This window comes from Micrococcus sp. IITD107, from assembly GCF_041927415.1.
Classification (GTDB): domain Bacteria; phylum Actinomycetota; class Actinomycetes; order Actinomycetales; family Micrococcaceae; genus Citricoccus; species Citricoccus terreus.
This window is the reverse complement of record NZ_JBHFFN010000002.1, coordinates 539,133-554,517: the sequence shown is the minus strand read 5'-3', so window position 1 is coordinate 554,517 and position 15,385 is coordinate 539,133. Positions and strand designations below refer to the sequence as shown.

13 protein-coding genes are annotated in these 15,385 nt (G+C 70.8%); 6 read left to right on the top strand and 7 right to left on the bottom strand.

Going from position 1 to position 15,385, the window contains the following annotated elements; all coding sequences use genetic code 11:
• Positions 1-287 precede the first annotated feature (287 nt).
• The 5 genes from ACEXHE_RS06890 to ACEXHE_RS06870 are packed head-to-tail and all read left to right on the top strand — an operon-like array spanning position 288 to position 5,798.
• The gene (locus ACEXHE_RS06890; protein ID WP_374785206.1) at positions 288-1,406 is read left to right on the top strand and encodes a hypothetical protein; all 1,119 of its coding nucleotides are present in this window, start codon (positions 288-290) and stop codon (positions 1,404-1,406) included.
• A 4-nt stretch (positions 1,407-1,410) separates the two neighbouring features.
• A complete protein-coding gene (locus ACEXHE_RS06885) occupies positions 1,411-2,082 on the top strand; it encodes a DUF4129 domain-containing protein (protein WP_374785205.1) in 672 nt (223 codons plus the stop codon).
• A complete protein-coding gene (locus tag ACEXHE_RS06880) occupies positions 2,079-3,398 on the top strand; it encodes a DUF4350 domain-containing protein (RefSeq protein WP_374785204.1) in 1,320 nt (439 codons plus the stop codon). The genes ACEXHE_RS06885 and ACEXHE_RS06880 overlap by 4 nt, the downstream gene beginning before the upstream one ends.
• Positions 3,395-4,501, top strand: coding sequence for an AAA family ATPase (locus tag ACEXHE_RS06875; RefSeq protein ID WP_374785203.1), 1,107 nt, complete (start codon positions 3,395-3,397; stop codon positions 4,499-4,501). Before ACEXHE_RS06880 ends, ACEXHE_RS06875 begins: the two co-directional genes overlap by 4 nt.
• Before the next feature lie 4 nt (positions 4,502-4,505).
• The gene (locus ACEXHE_RS06870) at positions 4,506-5,798 is read left to right on the top strand and encodes a DUF58 domain-containing protein (protein WP_374785202.1); all 1,293 of its coding nucleotides are present in this window, start codon (positions 4,506-4,508) and stop codon (positions 5,796-5,798) included.
• Between the two features lie 39 nt (positions 5,799-5,837).
• Here ACEXHE_RS06870 and ACEXHE_RS06865 read toward each other — a convergent pair whose 3' ends face one another.
• From ACEXHE_RS06865 to ACEXHE_RS06835, 7 genes are all read right to left on the bottom strand, one after another.
• On the bottom strand, positions 5,838-7,022 hold the full coding sequence (locus ACEXHE_RS06865) for a hypothetical protein (RefSeq protein ID WP_374785201.1): 1,185 nt from the start codon (positions 7,020-7,022) through the stop codon (positions 5,838-5,840).
• The gene (locus tag ACEXHE_RS06860) at positions 7,019-7,414 is read right to left on the bottom strand and encodes a chorismate mutase (RefSeq protein WP_277244978.1); all 396 of its coding nucleotides are present in this window, start codon (positions 7,412-7,414) and stop codon (positions 7,019-7,021) included. Before ACEXHE_RS06860 ends, ACEXHE_RS06865 begins: the two co-directional genes overlap by 4 nt.
• A 60-nt stretch (positions 7,415-7,474) precedes the next feature.
• Complete coding sequence (mnmA, locus tag ACEXHE_RS06855; RefSeq protein ID WP_374785200.1) at positions 7,475-8,659, bottom strand: tRNA 2-thiouridine(34) synthase MnmA; 1,185 nt, start codon at positions 8,657-8,659, stop codon at positions 7,475-7,477.
• Between the two features lie 4 nt (positions 8,660-8,663).
• A complete protein-coding gene (locus ACEXHE_RS06850) occupies positions 8,664-9,920 on the bottom strand; it encodes a cysteine desulfurase family protein (RefSeq protein ID WP_374785261.1) in 1,257 nt (418 codons plus the stop codon).
• A 28-nt stretch (positions 9,921-9,948) separates the two neighbouring features.
• Positions 9,949-11,034 carry a diacylglycerol/lipid kinase family protein gene (locus tag ACEXHE_RS06845; protein WP_374785199.1) on the bottom strand — a complete coding sequence of 362 codons (1,086 nt, stop codon included), beginning with the start codon at positions 11,032-11,034 and terminating at the stop codon, positions 9,949-9,951.
• 117 nt (positions 11,035-11,151) lie between these two features.
• Complete coding sequence (locus ACEXHE_RS06840) at positions 11,152-12,969, bottom strand: HNH endonuclease signature motif containing protein (protein ID WP_374785198.1); 1,818 nt, start codon at positions 12,967-12,969, stop codon at positions 11,152-11,154.
• Between the two features lie 269 nt (positions 12,970-13,238).
• Positions 13,239-14,186 carry a hypothetical protein gene (locus tag ACEXHE_RS06835; RefSeq protein WP_374785197.1) on the bottom strand — a complete coding sequence of 316 codons (948 nt, stop codon included), beginning with the start codon at positions 14,184-14,186 and terminating at the stop codon, positions 13,239-13,241.
• A gap of 129 nt (positions 14,187-14,315) precedes the next feature.
• Between ACEXHE_RS06835 and ACEXHE_RS06830 the strand changes: the two genes are divergently transcribed.
• A complete protein-coding gene (locus ACEXHE_RS06830; protein ID WP_374785196.1) occupies positions 14,316-15,383 on the top strand; it encodes a DnaJ domain-containing protein in 1,068 nt (355 codons plus the stop codon).
• Positions 15,384-15,385 lie beyond the last annotated feature (2 nt).

Here is a 15,385-nt window from a genome sequence, read left to right as displayed (position 1 = left end):
TCACCGGGCGCCTGGACCTGACCGCCAACGACGCCCTCGGGGGGACCGCCTTGGATCCACAGAACCGTCCCGACCACCTTCCGGACATGCCGCAGCGGCCGCCACAGGGGACCCCGAGCGCGTCCGGCTGGTCAGCTCCCGGCGCGCCGGACACCCCCCAGCCTCTGGCCAATCCCTATGGCCCACCCGTCCCCGCTCCCCTCCAGCCCACGCCGCCGATGCACCCGGGATCAACCGGGTACGGCGTCGGCCCCCAGGGCGGACCGGGCCAGCACTCCCCCTATGCCATGGCTCAGCGACCGGGGATCATTCCGCTCCGCCCGCTGAACCTCGGTGATGTGCTGGAGGCCTCGTTCGCCGCGCTGCGCCTGAGTCCGGCCGCGGTCCTGGGGACCATGCTCCTGGTGGCCCTGGCCGAAGCGATCCTGGTGGGCCTGCCGGTGGCCTATCTGGTCAACCTGCTGGGACAGAGCGATCTGTTCAGCTCGACGGGCGGGACCTTCGGCACGGCCAGCACGGCTGAGAGCTGGGAGCTGGTGAACGGCGTCCTGATGTTCTGGGGCATGCTGCTCGCCGCGGCGATCCTGGCCACGTTCCTGGGGACCATCGCCCAGGGCGTGCTCTCCGTGGTGCTCGCCCGAGGCGCCGTGGGCCTGAAGACCGGCCTGGGGCAGGCCTGGCGGCCCACTGCACCCACGATCTGGAGCCTGGTCGGTTTGAGCGCCCTCTACCTGCTGGCCGGTCTCATCTACATGGTCGTCCTCGGCGGGCTGCTGTTCCTGAGCCTGCTGCCAGCCATCACTGCCGACAGTTCACCCGGTGCACTGATCATGGTCTGGTTCCTGGTGGTGTTCGCCTCGGTGCCGCTGGTCCTGTGGATCTACGTCAAGGTGCTGCTGGCACCGGCAGCAGTGGCGATCGAGAAGATCGGGCCCTGGGCCGGCATCCGCCGTTCCTGGGGGCTGACCAACCGCTCCTGGTGGCGCACCTTCGGAGTCCTGCTGCTGGTGGGCCTGATCGTCGGCATCGCGGTCTCACTGATCTCCGGGGGCCTGACCAGCGTGCTGGGACTGTTCTTCCCCTCAGACCCCTCGAGTGCCTCGGTGGACGAGCTGCTGAACGCCACGGCGCTCTCCCTGGTCGTCTCCACCCTGATCACCACCCTCATCCAGTCGGTGGGCACCGCCTACCTCACCCTGGTGATGGCCGTGCTGTACATCGACTACCGCATCCGCCAGGAGAGCTTCGACCTGGACCTGGGCCAGATCGCCGCACAGTCCGGGACCGGGGACCAGGACTCCCGGTTCTCCACCACCGGAACGGTCTCCGGCGGATCCGGCACGGACGATCTGGTTCCCGGCCGGGCGCCACGACCTGTGACGGTGGGGCCGAGCGGCGGCCGGTGACCCCATGACTCCCGCCGCCGCTGCCCGAGGACGCCCGGCGCAGCCCTGGCAGCCCGAGCCTGAGGAGGCTCGTCGGCTGCTCGAGGACGAGCTGGCCAAGGACCGGTATCAGGCCGCCCAGCCCAACCCCGTCCTGGAGTGGATCAGAGACCGCTTCGACGAGCTGTTGGACTGGCTGGACTCGCTGGGACAGGGAGCCACCGGCGTGCCGAGCTGGGTGCTCCCGGTGCTGCTGGTGGTCATCGCCGTCATCGTGCTGATCCTGGTCAGGCCCCGCGCCAACGCACGCGGCCGTCGTCGGGACAGCGCCATGCTGACAGAGCGGGTCTCAACCCCGGCGGACCACCGTGCCGCCGCGGAACGGGCGCATGCGCGCTCGGATCACGGACAGGCACTGGTCAGCTGGTTCCGGGCCGCGGTGCGTGAGGCCGAAGTGCGCACCGTGGTGGATGAACGCCCCGGGCGCACGGCCAGTGAGGCGGCCCGTGAGCTGGCCCGGGTGTTCCCTCAGGAACAGGCTGAGCTGCCCCGTGTGGCCGAGGCCTTCAACGCGGTGCTGTACGACCACGCCACCGCCACCGCTGAGCAGGCCCTGGCGGCACGGGAACTGGACCGCCGTCTGGCGGCCGCTCCGGCGCCGGCCGCATCCGCATCCGACCTGACGGTGGCACGGTGAGCCGGCCGGCCGGGCCCGCGGAGGCCGAGGTCCAGGGAAGCGCTGTTCCCTCACCGTCCGTCCCCTCCGGCTCTCAAGTCGCCGCGCGGGTCTGGCGTGCCGGACGGGTGTGGCTGATCGTCGCCGCGCTGCTGCTGATCCTGGGGGCGCTGGCCCTGTTCCGTCCGGCCCCCACCGGAGGTGCCCTGCATCCGGAGTCCGCCCGCCCCACCGGCGGCATGGCGATCGCCGAGGTCCTGCGCGGACAGGGGATCCGGATCCATCACGCCGACTCGGCGGACCAGGCCCTCGAGCTGGCCCAGGAGCACCCTGAGGCCACTCTGCTCTTCCACGACCCCGCCGGGCTGCTGCCGGACCAGGGGCTGGATCGCCTGGCCGAGGGGACAGATCCTGCCCGGCGCGTGCTCGTGGAACCTGACCTGGCCCAGGTCCGTGCGCTGGCCACCGGCATCACCACCGGCCCCGGCCTGACCCCCTCGGAGGAGCCCCTGACCGCGGGGACGGACTGTGCTCTGCCGTTGGCTCGCCAGGCCGAGTCGATGGTGCGAGATGGTCGGCTCTACCGCGGTGGGACCGGCTGCTTCAACGGGATCTCCGCCCCCGCCGGCGCGGTCCGGCCCGCCCACGGAGTGGTCCGGTCCGACGACGGCACCTGGGTGATCGGCTCCGCTCAGGTCTTCGCCAACGCCGGTGCCGCCGTCCATGGCCATCCGGTCGTCGCACTGTGGACGCTGGGCCAGGGCGAGGACGTGATCTGGTACCTGCCCACGCTGGCGGATGTGCCGGTGGGTGAGGCCCCGACGAACCCGTCTGATCTGCTCCCGGCCTGGGTGGGGCCGGTCATCTGGTGGCTGGTGGTCTGTGCCCTGGTGCTGATGCTCTGGCGCGGACGCCGCCACGGCCCCCTGGCGATCGAACCGCTCCCCGTGGTGGTCCCGTCCTCGGAGACGGCTGTGGGCCGTGCTCGGCTCTACCAGAGCACCGGCCAGGCGGGGGCGGCCGCACGGTCACTGCACCAGGCCACCCGGCTCCGTCTGGCCCGGCTGCTGAGCCTGGGCCGCGGCGCCACCGCCCCGGCCCTCAGTTCTGCGGTGGCCGCCGTGACCGGACAGGACCCCGCTGCCGTGGCCCACCTGTTGGACGAGTCCACGGTGGACTCGAACGCCGCACTCGTGGACCGTGCCCGCGCCCTGCAGGGGCTCGAGCAGTCCGTCCACGCCGCTCTGGGCGCAGCCGGCCCGGCCCAGCCGGCGCCGCCGGCCCACCCTACTGACCTCAGCACCCAGGACCCGAGAGGACCCGAGACCACACCATGACCTCCCCCCACTCCCCGGAACCGGATCACGGCCAGCATCCCGCCGAGCCCGTCGGCTCGGCGGGTCCGGCCGACACCACCGGACGGGCACCCCAGGCGACCCCTCCAGCGCCCACGCGGGGGCCGTCGTCGGGAAGCCTGTCCGGCTCCTCTGACGACGAGCTGCGTCACGCCCTGCACCAGGTGCGCGAGGAGGTGGGCAAGGCCGTGGTGGGCCAGGCACCGGCGGTGACCGGGCTGCTGATCGGGCTGCTGTGCCGGGGGCATGTGCTGCTCGAGGGCGTGCCCGGTGTGGCCAAGACCCTGCTGGTGCGGTCCCTGTCCGCGGCGCTGTCCCTGGAGACTCGGCGCGTGCAGTTCACCCCGGATCTGATGCCCGGCGACGTCACCGGCTCCCTGGTCTACGACACCAAGTCCGGCGAGTTCGAGTTCCGTGAGGGCCCGGTGTTCACGCATCTGATGCTGGCCGATGAGATCAACCGGACCCCGCCCAAGACACAGTCGGCCCTGTTGGAGGCGATGGAGGAACGGCAGGTGTCCGTGGACGGGGTCTCCCGCCCCCTGCCGGATCCGTTCATGGTGGCCGCCACGCAGAACCCGGTGGAGTACGAGGGCACCTACCCACTGCCGGAGGCGCAGCTGGACCGGTTCCTGCTCAAGGTCACCCTGGACCTGCCCGGGCGCGAGGACGAGGTGGAGATCCTCTCCCGTCATGCCGCCGGGTTCAACCCCTCTGACCTGCAGGCCGCCGGGGTGCGTGCCGTGGCCGGCGCGGACACCCTGGTGGCGGCCCGTGAGGCGGTCTCCCGCGTGCGCTCCGGCCCGGAGGTGCTGGGCTACATCACCGACCTGGCTCGCGCCACCCGCACCTCGCCGTCCTTCCAGCTGGGCGTCTCCCCACGCGGTTCGACCGCCCTGTTGAACACCTCCAAGGCGTGGGCCTGGCTGAACGGACGGGACTTCACCACTCCGGACGACGTCCAGGCGCTGGCTCTGTCCTGCCTGCGCCACCGGGTGAGTCTGCGCCCCGAGGCCGAGCTGGACGGCGTCACCGCGGACCAGGTCATCTCCGGTCTGCTTGCCGCCGTCCCGGTCCCCTGGTGAGCTGATGGTCCTCTCCGGTCGACTCCTTGCGGTGGCTGTGGCCTGCCTGCTGCCGGTGGTCCTGATCCCGCGTGCCTCCACGGTGTGGTGGTGTCTTCTGGCGCTGGCCGTGCTGGTGCTGGCCGACCTGCTGCTGGCAGCCTCGCCCCGCCAGGTGGTGCTGGAGCGTGTGCTGCCCGCCTCAGCGCGACTGGACGAGACGGTGCAGAACGTGGTCCTGGTGACGAACCGGGGCCGGCGTCGGCTGCGCGGCTCCCTGCGGGACATCTGGCAGCCCACCGCAGGTCAGCAGGATGCGGAGCAGCCGGTGGACATCCCGGCCGGAGAACGACGACGCCACGTCACCTCCCTGAGGCCGCGCCGCCGGGGTGCGCTGCGGACCGAGACGGTGACCGTGCGGTCGTGGGGACCGTTGGGCGTGGCCGCTCGCCAGGTGGACCACCCCTGCCCGGGCACGCTGATGGTGCTGCCCCCGTTCCGCTCCCGGCGGCATCTGCCGTCGCGCCTGGCCCGTCTGCGGGAGATGGACGGACGGTCCGCGGTCCAGGTGCGCGGCGCGGGCACGGAGTTCGACTCGCTGCGTGACTATGTGCGCGGGGACGACGTCCGTTCGATCGACTGGCGTGCCACGGCCCGGCGCCAGGACGTGGTGGTGCGCACCTGGCGGCCGGAGCGAGACCGGCGCGTGGTGATCGTGCTGGACACCTCCCGCGCCTCGGCCGCCCGCGTGGACGAGGAGACCAAGCTGGACACCGGGATGGAGGCCTCCCTGCTGCTGGCCGCGCTGGCCTCTGCCGGCGGGGACCGCGTGGACCTGGTGGCGCTGGACCGCACCGTCCGCGCGCGCGTCTCCTCCACTGAGAAGGGGCACCTGCTGAACCGGATGGTCACCGCGTTGGCCCCGGTCCAGCCGATCCTGCTCGCCGCCGACTGGTCCCGGGTGCCGGTGGAGGTGGCCCAGGTGACCCGGCAGCGGTCCCTGGTGGTGCTGCTGACCGCCCTGGACGCCGCCTCCGTGCAGGAGGGTCTGCTGCCGGTCCTGCCTGCCCTGACCCGGCATCACCAGGTGGTGGTGGCCGCGGTGTCCGACCCGCAGCTGGAGCAGATGTCTCAGGTGCGCGAGGACGCCGAGACCGTGTTTCGGGCGGCGGCTGCCGAACGGGCCGGACTGGAGCGGGCTGCTGTGGCGCGTGAGCTGGAGATGCTCGGCGTGGAGGTGGTGGACGCTCCCCCGCACGAACTCCCCCCGGCTCTGGCGGACACCTACCTCCGGCTCAAGGCCGCCGGTCGGCTCTGAGGTTCGGCCGCCACGGCGATTCAGCCACCCGGACTGCCGTCAGCGTGCCAGCTCGCCGTCCACGCGCATCCGTTCCAGTGTCTCGGCTCCGCGCACCACAGCGCGGGTCACCTCCAGCGCACGGTCCGGTGTGGTGTCCGCCAGGCCGGGCCCGCGCAGGACCAGCTGTCCGAGCACTTCCTCGTCCAGCCCCATGCGCTCCCAGTCCTTCAGCAGTGCTCGGACGGTCGCCTCCACGGCGGCATGCGCCGCAGTTCCCGACGACGGCCGGTCCAGTCCCAGCACCACGGTCCGGCCCGCCTCGACCCAGCCGGCGATGACCTCCCAGCGGGCAGGATCGGCCCCGGGGCCCTCGAGCCGGGGCACCGGCAGGACGAGTCCTCGCAGCGGTGGGGCTGTGTCCGATCCGGTGGGCTCCGTCGCGGTCACCTCACCCACTGCGCCGCCTTCTGCCGGTCCCTCCACGGCGGACACGGACGCTGGGGGCAGGGACTCTGAGACCAGCAGAGCCAGATCGGTCCAGCTCGGTCCGCTGTCGTCGTCGCCCTGGGCGAGACCCGGTGCGAACATCACCCCGGCCCCGTTCTGTCCACCGGCCTGGGCCACCGCCGTCGCCACCGTGGACCAGGCCCGTCGCGCCTCCACGCGGGGCACTGACCGCACTGTCCTGTACCCACTGGCAGTGGGGACCTGTCCGCTCAGGACCTGGCCGGCGTCGGGCTCTGCCAGGACCACCGTCACCCGGTGAGCCCCGGTGACCGACTGGACCACACGGACCTGCTCGGCCAGGCCGGAGGCCAACGAGTCCGCCACATCCCGGCGCGCGCCGGAATCGGACAGTGCGCGTTCGCCGCCGGGCAGCCACAGCCGAGCCGCCAGGGTCAAGGGGCCGACGATCCGAAGGACGATCTCCTCGAGTCCCCCGCCGGTCTCTCCCACCGCGTCCGCCAGCCGGTTCAGGTCGGCACGCCATGTGGACGCGCCACGCCGGGCATCCACGCCGGGGGTGTCCGTGAGCCGCCACCCGTGGGGCTGCAGGTCCACGGCCAGCTCGTCCAGCATCACGGCGGTGCGGCCCGTGGGGTCTGAACCCGGCCCACGGGCGGGAAGTTCCGGGATGACCGGCAGGTGTGGAGCCCCGAGCTCCTGGACTGCGGCGGCCACGGCCTGTGAGGCGTCAGCTCCGGGCCAGGTGCCGGTCAGGGTGGCGCGGACGGGGCTCACGCCTGTGGTCCGGTCCCGGTGTCCGCAGACTGCGCGGGGACAGTGGGCACAGTGCCGGTGTCCTCGGCGATGGCCCGGTGGTGGCGGATGACCTCGGAGATGATGAAGTTCAGGAACTTCTCGGCGAAGGCCGGGTCCAGATCCGCCTCGGCCGCCAGTCTGCGCAGCCGGTCGATCTGCGCGGTCTCCCGGTCCGGGTCCGAGGGCGGCAACTGATGCTCGGCCTTGAGCCGCCCGACCTTCTGGGTGCACTTGAACCGTTCGGCCAGCAGATAGACGAGCGTCGCGTCGATGTTGTCGATGCTGCCGCGGATCGCGAACAGCTCCTCCAGGACGGCGGGGTCGGCGGAGGTCTGCAGGGAACTGGCGTGCGGGTCGTACTCGGCGCTCATGCGTTCCACCGTAGTGCGTCCACGTCTGTCTCCCCCGCCCATTGAGCCGTGCGTACGGGATCAGCCCTGGACGGCGTCCACGAGCCGCGCAGAGTTCACCGCGGAGTCGATCGTGGCCTGACCCAGCACCCGGGTGCCCTGGTACAGCACCGCCGTCTGGCCCGGCGCCACCCCCTGGAGCGGTTCGTGCAGTTCGATCACCCACCGGACCCCAGCGGATCCCGCCGCCGTGGCACCCACGGGTGTGACGTCGTCGGGAAGCTGGTCAGAGCCCTGCTCCACGCGGGCACGTGCCGGCACCGGGTCCCCGTGCGCACGCACCTGCAGGTGGCAGTCGAACCAGTCTCCAGTGGCCTCCTCCGGCACGGGAGCGCCGGCCCAGGAGGGACGGATGCCCACCACGCGGTCCACGGCGAGCATCTCGCGCGGACCCACCACCACGGTGTTGTCCTTGGGGCGGACCTCCAGCACGAACCGCGGCTTGCCATCCGCCGCCGGACGCCCGATGTTCAGTCCCTTGCGCTGGCCCACGGTGAACGCCTGCGCGCCGGGGTGGGTGCCGAGCACCTGGCCCTGCGCGTCGAGGATCTGCCCCTCGCTCATCTCCACCCGCTCGGCCAGCCAGCCGCGGGTGTCGCCGTCGGGGATGAAGCAGATGTCGTGCGAGTCGGGCTTGGTGGCCACGGTCAGTCCACGTTCAGCGGCCTCGGCACGCACCTGCTCCTTGGAGGGGGTGTCGGCCAGGGGGAACAGGGAGTGGGCCAGCTGCTCCGCGGTGAGCACGCCGAGCACATATGACTGGTCCTTGGCCCAGTCGGCGGCGCGGTGCAGTTCCAAGCCCTGTTCGCCTTCCACCACCTTGGCGTAGTGCCCCGTGCAGACGGCGTCGAAGCCCAGCGCCAGGGCCTTCTCCAGCAGGGCGGCGAACTTGATCCGCTCGTTGCAGCGCATGCAGGGGTTCGGGGTGCGGCCGGCCGCGTACTCGCCCACGAAGTCCTGCACCACGTCCTCGGCGAAGCGCTCGGAGAAGTCCCAGGTGTAGTACGGAATGCCCAGCTTCTCGCAGGCCCGCCAGGCGTCGCGTGAGTCCTCGATGGTGCAGCAGCCGCGCGATCCGGTGCGCAGGGTTCCGGGCATGCGAGAGAGCGCCAGGTGCACGCCCACCACCTCATGGCCGGCATCCACGGCCCGCGCTGCTGCGACGGCGGAGTCGACTCCCCCGCTCATGGCGGCCAGGACCTTCATGCGCTCAGTTCCTCTCCAGGTGGCTGTTGGCGGTGCGGATCGAGCTGACCCGGCCGGCCATCCCCGCGGTCAGGGCGGACTGGTGGACGCCGGGCAGCACGTCCAGAAGGTGGTCAACGTCGGCAGGCACGGATGTATGCCCCAGTGTGAAGCGCAGGGCCGATCTCGCCTCGGCCTCCTCCAGTCCCAAGGCCGTGAGCACGTGCGAGGGCTGGGCCACGCCCGCGGTGCAGGCCGATCCCGCTGAGCACTCCACTCCGGCGGTGTCCAGGCCGAACAGCAGCGAGTCGCTCTCGCACCCGGGGAAGGTGAAGTGCGCGTTCCCGGGCAGCCGCCGGGTTCCCGCCGGCAGCTTCTCTCCCGTGGCAGGGTCCCGGTCCTGCGCCCCGCGCAGCACAGCATTCCCGACGGCGGCCTGCACCTTCTCGATCAACAGGTCCCGGAGGGTGCCCAACCGGTTCCGCTCGGCGTCCAGGTGCTGGTGCGCCTCGGTGGCGGCGGCAGCGAATCCGGCCATCAGGGCCACCGGAAGGGTGCCGGAGCGGATCTGGCGTTCCTGTCCCCCGCCGTGCAGCACGGGCGTGAGCGTGGCATCGCGGCGGACGAGCAGGGCGCCGATGCCCACCGGCCCGCCGAGCTTGTGCCCGCTGAAGGCCAACGTGGTGGCACCGCTGGACGCGAAGTCGATCGGGATGGAACCCACGGCCTGCACGGCATCGGTGTGGAACGGCACGTCCTGGTCGGCTGCGATGGTGGCGGCCTCAGCCACGGGCTGGATGGTGCCGATCTCGTTGTTGGCCCACATCAGGGTGGCCAGTGCAGTCTGCTCTGGTGCCACGGCCAACTCAGCCTGCCAGGCCGCGAGGTCCACGCGTCCTTCAGCGTCCATGGGGACGAACACCAGCTCTGCACCGTCGTGCTGCTCCAACCAGGTGATGGTGTCCAGCACGGCATGGTGTTCAGCGCCGGTGAGGATGATCCGGGTGCGGTTCGGGTCCTGGGACCGCCGCGCCCAGTAGAGCCCCTTGAGGGCGAGGTTGTCCGCTTCGGTCCCTCCGGCGGTGAGGATCACCTCGGAGGGGTGTGCCCCCACAGTGGCGGCGAGGGCATCGCGCGCATCCTCCAGATGCAGCTGAGCGGACCGTCCGGAGCGGTGCAGTGAGGAGGGGTTGCCGAGACGCCGCGCGGCTTCGGTGTACGCCTCGAGCGCCACCGGCCGCATTGGGGTGGTGGCGGCGTGATCGAGGTAGACGCTGTTCATCCGCACCGGCCCAGTCTAGGGTTCCCGGTCATCTCGTCCCCTGACCCACGAGCAGGAGCAGCGCTCCCGGCGCAGCCGTGATCCGCACAGGAAGTCGGCCGATCGCCTCCCCATCGCCATGGACGATCGGCAGGGATGCCGCTCGGCGGTCTCCCCGGGTGTGAGTGATGGGCCCTCCGCTCTCCTCATCCGATGCCGCCACCTCCACGGTCTGCACCTGCGCCAGACGCACTTCCGGGACGGTGGCATGGCCGCCGGAGAATACGCGCGGAAACACCTGGAGGAATCTCGCCGGGCGCATGGCTGGAACCCACAGGGTGTCGATCAGGCCGTCGTCCACGCTGGCCCCGGGGGCAGCCTTCATCCCGCCGCCGAAGTAGGAGCCGTTCAGCACGCTGAGCACGAAGGTGCGTTCGGTCCCCACCTCGGTGGTCCCCTGCTGGTCCGTGGTGGAGACCGTGAGGGCCGGTGCGGTGTACCGCCACAGCTCCTGGAGCACGGCCACCACGTAGCGTGCACGTCCGGTGGGCCAGCGCAGTGCATTGGCCCGAGCGTTGACCACGGCGTCGAACCCCAGGTTGACCCCTGATGCCACCCAGCGCACCTCCACAGTGGTCTCCTCCGCCGCGGTGCTCGGCGAGGGAAGCGGACGCAGTTCCACTCTCGCCAGGTCCACTCTGCGGGGACCGGTGACGAGTGATGTGATGATCTGTTCCGCTGCCATGCGGACGGACAGTCGATCCACGCCGAAGTTCCTGGCGAAATCGTTTCCCGTTCCGGCTGGAACCAGGCCGAGGGGGATCTCGGTCTCTGCGAGGACGTTCACCGCAGCGTGGACCATGCCATCGCCGCCCACGACCACCACAGCGTCAGGTCGTTCCTGCTGGATGCTCGTACGGAGCGCATCCGTCAGGTCGCCGTGGGTGACCACACCGTGGGCGGGCACTCGGCTCACCCCGGTGACCGCCTGCGGGGCCGGGTCCACCACGCGGACATCGGCACCGGCACTCCTGAATCGGGCCACCGCCTCAGCCCCTGCACCGGCACCGCGGCCCGACCCAGATGCCGGATTGATGAACAGCAGCAGCCGCTGCGACGTGGCGGGATGACTCATGCCCTCATTATGGTGACCTGCTCCTCCCGGCTTGCTCCGCGGTGTCCGTCATGCCGATCTCATCCCCCGCGCGCTCATCCACGGAGTGGACGAACGTCCCTGAACGCGCGCCCCGCCTCACCATGGTGGTTCTGGGTGGTCGGCCCAGTACTGGTTGCGGGTCAGCTCCGGCTCAGCACCGGTCCTCGAGCTGGCCTGCATGCTCCGGGCGGTGGGGCTGGTGTCTTCGAACCAAGGGATCCCGTGGCGCATATGGATCCGATACTGGTCATGGTGCACCGCCTGGTGGTGGTGCTCGCACAGCAGCACCCCGTTCTCCACCGTGGTCGGACCCCCATGCTCATAATGCTGAACATGATGGACCTGACAATAGGTCGCCGGCTGCCCACACCCCGGAGCAGCACACCCCCGGTCCCGGGCAATGATCGCCCGCCGCAACGGAGCCGGGAACACCCTCCGAGCCGGCCCGGCATCCACGATCTGCCCCTGAGCCCCCAACACCACCGGCAGGATCTGCCCATCACAGGCCCACGCCCTGATCACCCTAGGGTCAATCGGACCAGAGAACCCCGCCGTCGACACCAAAGACCCCCGTAAGTCCACCCCACCGGCCGGTGGCTTCCCCGGAGACTCATACCCGGGCTCCCCTGGTCTGAGCAGCTCCGTCGGGATTTCAGGTCGTGGTGGTGGGTCGGGGTGGTCCAAGAGTCTGCCGGCCAGGGTGTCGTAGTCGATCACCGCCATCACCTGCGGGGCATACCCACCGGTGCCCGGCAACCCCGAATCCTTGATCCGCAACGCCGCAGTCAGGGCGGTGATCACCGCATCGACCTGACGACGATTCCGCTCCTCACCCCGCTCCACCCACGGAGCCAGATCAGCACAGAACACCTCGTCCTCAGTGGCCCGGTCCTGTTCTTCTGCGCCCTGCGTGGCCTGATCAAACAAGGTCAATGGATCTGGCGACAACCCACCGTCCTGACCAGCAGGCCCACCACCAGCGGCCTGTTGGTTCTTCCGCGCCCGCGGATTGGCACCGGCCGAAGCAACGGTCTTGAAGATCTCATGCTGGGCCTGGGTCAAGAACAGGTGCCACAGGAACAACCCGTTCTCCTCCCGCACAAACCGGGCAGCACGCCCCTGATGCACCACGCCCTGGGGTGGCTCACCGGTGGTGCGCTCCAGGGCCTCGGTGAACCGGATCAGCCAGCGCTTGCACACCTGGACCATCACCCCCGGACACTCCCGACGCGCCCGACCCATCAACTCCACCTCACCCGCAGCCACCTGCTGCTCCACCCAAGATCTCGACGCCCGCGCCGTGGCCGCCGCCGCGCGCCGGGCCTGGCCCAGAGTCCGAGTGATCACATCCACCACAGAAGGGCCCACCGCACCCGACCACAACGCACCAGAAACCTCACCCAGAGTGGTGTTGTACGGCGTGCCGTCCGCAGACGGCACCGGAGCCAAGTGGTGGGCGGCCCGGTTATCCCGCTCCCGGGTCTGCCGGGCCGGTGTGTGATGGGTCTTCTCCACGAAATCAGCCGAGGACCGGAACCCGGTCTTGCCCTGAGGCAGACCCAACCATCGGTGCCGGGCCTGAGGATCCTCAAACACCCGGGCCGTATGACCAGCCACCGCCGTCGCCGCACCCTCCACCACCCGCACCAGAGCAGCCACCTGCTCCTGCACCGCCGGCAACGTCACCGCCTCGGCCGCCAAGTGTTCCTGTGCCTCCGGCGAGGCCTCAGCTGGGTCCACCACCGGATTCAACGACTCCACAAAGTCCGGGCGCGCGAGGCGCCCCGTCAGCTCTCGAGTCAGGTGCCGAGTCAGCGACAGCAGCTCACCCAGACACAGAGCAGAGGCATCGACATGCTGGGCCGAAGTCAGCACATCTGCTACCTCATCCACCACCACTGCCACGACCACCACCACCTCCTCCAGCCGACCTCACGAGAACCCGTTCTCCTCGTACTGATATTCGAACACACCGCCCAGACACGTTAAGGCCCAGATCAGCCGATCGGGGATGAGAACGACGAACACGTCACCTGTGCAGGACTCGGAACCGAGTCATGGAATCGCTCACGGGCGCACGTGAACGAGCAGGATGCAGGCGAGTGGCGGGGATTGAACCCGCACTCCCCCAGGGCACCACCATGCGGCGGAGGCGGGAGGTCCCACGGAGACCAGATCCCCCGTCAGACAGACGGCGAGCGCCCGTTCACAGAATCGCTGAAGGGTCCCAACTCAGCGTCAGGGCGGATCGGCAGCGCCTCCAGGTCCGGATGCGAGCACAGCGCCCGGATCAGGTCCCACGACCCGGCGACCAGCGTCCAGCAGTCGTCGATCTCGGTGGCCATCGTCCAGGCCCGGTCCGGCGGCCATGCCAGGTTCGGCCACAGACGCACACCCTCGCCCGACAGGTCCGCCCGCGCACCCCACACGGGATCGCGCAGGCGAGAACCGTCGTCGCCCACCAGCAGGTACCTCCGGTACCCACCGATCACACTGAGCAGCCCCTCACCGGTCCGCAGGGCTTCCGCGGCGCTGTTCCCCAGCGGATGCCCGACGAAGTCACCTTGACCGCCGGCACCAACACCCGCAACGGAATCCACGCCGACGCTCAAGGAGTCCTTGCCCTCCCAGAGGCCCAGCACCAGGTCCACGGGTGTGGAGGTGTGAGCCAGCAGCACGTCCGCGAGCGCAGCAGCCCCCGGTCCGATGAACTCCCCGTCGGACACCTGGCCGTACTCCAGCCCCGGGCAGCTCCGGGAGGTGGCAAACCCGCCGGCTTCACCGCGGGCGAGGTCGGCCCACTGAGCAGAGGCGTGCACCTCGGTCCCCTGATCCGCCGCCACCTCCGCCCAGGTGGTCATCCCGTCTGCCATGGCACCGGGCTCAGTCGGCACGCGATCTGGCACCAGCCCGAGTGACTCCACGCATCGAGCGTTCGCCGCCGTCCACTCGCACGTCCAGGGGACGGGATGGAAGATCCGCGCGAAGGCCTCGTACGGCTGTGGCCGTCCTCTCGGCACCACGCGCGTCACCTCGTGCCGGAGCTGTGCGCCCTCAGCCAGCTGCTGAGCCAGCCAGGCCCCGGCAGATGGATCGAGGAGCGTCACCGGCACACGGCCTGAAGTGGTCATGGCGTCAGTATGCCCTGCCCCCTCCGCCACCATCCGCCCGGGAGACTCCCCGGTAGTCTGGACGGGCGTTCCGTCCACCGGACGCTCCAGCAACGCGCCCCGCCTGGCCGCTCATCCGAAGGGAGCCCCGTGCCCGACCACGGCTCGCGCCACCGCTCCCAGCACCAGTCGAGCACCCAGCGTTCGGCCTATGAAGTCCTCGGCGTCCCCTTCGACGCGGACGAGGCTGCCCTGAAGGCGGCCTGGCGCAAGGCCGCCCGCCGCACCCATCCGGACCACGGCGGCGACCCTGCCGAGTTCCGTGCGGTCAGCGACGCCTGGCAGCTGGTCAGCACACCAGAGGCCCGCCGCGCCTACGACCGCAGCTTCGCCAGCGCCTCGGTCCGCGGCGCCCCCACCGCCTCGCACCGTGGCCCCGCATCCGGCAGCGCTGCCTCCAACCCCTTCACCACCGGGCCCACCAGCACTGCTGGGTCCTCTGGCGTGCGCAGCGAGACGAGACGTCCACGCCAACGCTGGAGCCCGACGTCGGGCCCCTCCTCCCAGCGCAACGGCGCCTCAAGCCCTGCCGTCACCTATCACCCCCCGCTCAGCGAGGACGGACCGCTCGACGCGGAGCGCAGCGCCCAGCAGATCCACGGCGCTCCCCGCAAGCGCGGCATCCTTCCGGCCGGCGCTCGGCTGGTCCGTGAGGCCCGCACCATCCGCGTCCTGCAGAACCAGGTCCTCAACGCCCTCCCGGCGGCCCGCCTGATCACCGGCCTCTCGCTCTCAGCGGGACGGGTCAGCTCCGGCGCCATCGATCACGTGGTGCTGTGCGGAGACCGACTGGCCGTGGTGGGCTCACTCCAGGTGCCGGACGGGGTCTACCGCTGGGACGGGGCTGAGCTGTGGAAGGGAGACCGCCCGGTCAGCCCACCCTCGCTCGCACCGGCCATGGTCGCCCTGCAGCGGGCGTTCCCCGAGTGCACCGTGGGCGGCTTCGTGCTGGTGCTGGCCAGCGAGGACAACCCCCATGCGCCGATCATCGAGCTGGACCGCACCCGCTCCTTGGAGACGGACGCCGCGTTCCTCACCGATCCCCCGGCCAACGCCCTGCAGCTGGGCCGGGACCTGAAGATGTTCCTGGGCACCGGATCCCAGGCCCATACCGTGGACCGCCGGGTCCTGGCCCGACTCCTGGGAGCGATGTACTGACC

Excerpts from the sequence above, each read along its gene's own strand:
- ACEXHE_RS06885 (WP_374785205.1), top strand. The coding sequence starts at position 1,411 with ATGACTCCCGCCGCCGCTGCCCGAGGACGCCCGGCGCAGCCCTGGCAG.
- ACEXHE_RS06850 (WP_374785261.1), bottom strand. The coding sequence starts at position 9,920 with ATGAACAGCGTCTACCTCGATCACGCCGCCACCACCCCAATGCGGCCG.
- ACEXHE_RS06875 (WP_374785203.1), top strand. The coding sequence starts at position 3,395 with ATGACCTCCCCCCACTCCCCGGAACCGGATCACGGCCAGCATCCCGCC.
- ACEXHE_RS06835 (WP_374785197.1), bottom strand. The coding sequence starts at position 14,186 with ATGACCACTTCAGGCCGTGTGCCGGTGACGCTCCTCGATCCATCTGCC.
- ACEXHE_RS06890 (WP_374785206.1), top strand. The coding sequence starts at position 288 with ATGGCTCAGCGACCGGGGATCATTCCGCTCCGCCCGCTGAACCTCGGT.
- ACEXHE_RS06845 (WP_374785199.1), bottom strand. The coding sequence starts at position 11,034 with ATGAGTCATCCCGCCACGTCGCAGCGGCTGCTGCTGTTCATCAATCCG.
- mnmA (WP_374785200.1), bottom strand. The coding sequence starts at position 8,659 with ATGAAGGTCCTGGCCGCCATGAGCGGGGGAGTCGACTCCGCCGTCGCA.
- ACEXHE_RS06870 (WP_374785202.1), top strand. The coding sequence starts at position 4,506 with ATGGTCCTCTCCGGTCGACTCCTTGCGGTGGCTGTGGCCTGCCTGCTG.
- ACEXHE_RS06860 (WP_277244978.1), bottom strand. The coding sequence starts at position 7,414 with ATGAGCGCCGAGTACGACCCGCACGCCAGTTCCCTGCAGACCTCCGCC.